The organism is Proteus columbae, from assembly GCF_002777965.1.
In the GTDB taxonomy this organism is placed as follows: Bacteria; Pseudomonadota; Gammaproteobacteria; order Enterobacterales; family Enterobacteriaceae; genus Proteus; species Proteus columbae.
Genome location: NZ_NGVR01000001.1, coordinates 489 through 1,668 on the forward strand (window position 1 = coordinate 489; position 1,180 = coordinate 1,668).

2 protein-coding genes and 1 pseudogene (1 of these 3 running past the window's edge) are annotated in these 1,180 nt (G+C 33.8%); all 3 read right to left on the reverse strand.

All coding sequences use genetic code 11. The annotated features are described in order from the left end of the window. Positions 1–465 (reverse strand): annotated as a pseudogene (locus tag CBE70_RS18640) (IS3 family transposase); its annotated part reaches 488 nt to the left of the window's first position; the annotation flags it as partial. After that, the gene (locus CBE70_RS18645) at positions 378–671 is read right to left on the reverse strand and encodes an IS3 family transposase (protein WP_408633983.1); all 294 of its coding nucleotides are present in this window, start codon (positions 669–671) and stop codon (positions 378–380) included. The pseudogene CBE70_RS18640 and the gene CBE70_RS18645, both read right to left, overlap by 88 nt. Positions 672–703: 32 nt before the next feature. Beyond that, a partial coding sequence (locus CBE70_RS00020) for a helix-turn-helix domain-containing protein (protein ID WP_157925981.1) occupies positions 704–1,180 on the reverse strand: 477 nt, incomplete at its 5' end.

A 1,180-nucleotide genomic window follows, 5' to 3' on the forward strand; every position in this document is an offset into this window, starting at 1 on the left:
GTAATGAGGACGTCTAGCTATTTGGTAGGAAACAATTTCTTGATTAAATAAGTCAAGAATAGGCGAAAGATAAAGCTTTTCACCTTTTACCTTAAATTCGGTGACATCAGTAACCCATTTTTCATTGGGCTTGCTGGCATGAAAATTTCTTTTGAGATGATTATCAGCAATTCGGCCTAATTGGCCTTTATAAGAACGATATTTTTTAGGTCTTACAATAGATTTTAGTCCCTGAACCTGCATTAACCGCTGTACTTNGTTGGGCTTGCTGGCATTAAAATTTCTTTCGAGATGATTATCAGCAATTCGACCTAATTGGCCTTTATAAGAACGATATTTTTTAGGTCTTACAATAGATTTTAGTCCCTGAACCTGCATTAACCGCTGTACTTTTTTATGATTAATAACAACTTCATTTCGCAGTACAGCCGTGATCCTTCGATAACCATATCGACCTTTATGTTGATNTTTTTATGATTAATAACAACTTCATTTCGCAGTACAGCCGTGATCCTTCGATAACCATATCGACCTTTATGTTGATGATAAATAGCCTTTATTTTATCTTTTAATAATTTATCTTTTGAATCATGACTGTTTTTTTGATGGTAATAAAACGTACTTTTTGATAAAGAAAGCGCACGTAATAAAACCAAAATAGGATAAACCATTTTTAGTTGATTAACGACGGCAACACGTTGTTTTACCGTCGTTTTATTTCCTGCAATTCTTGTAACTTTTTTAAGCAAGCATTCTCAGCACGTAAATACTCGAGTTCCTTTAAAAGTTCTTTAAGCGATTTATCTTTGTCATTTTTAGGTAATTCTGTTTTCTTTTTAGTCAATGTAGGTCTTCCTTTTTTCTTGGGAGCTAATGCTTTAATACCATGAATATCGATAATATTTTTCCATTCCCATAGAGTTGTAAAGGTTGGAATATTAAAAAGAGCGGCGGTTTCTCTGGTAGAAAGCGAATGTTTTGCCATGTGAGACAATATATGCATTTTTAGCTCAAGAGAATAGATTGCTTTGGATTTTCGAGGTTTAATTCCCTCAATACCATGCAATTGATAAGCGGAGCACCAGTGACGAACCTGAGAAGTATCAATAGAAAAATGCTTAGCCGTTGATAGAAAGCTATTGCCTTCGAGATAAAAATTAATCACATTGAGTTTAAAATC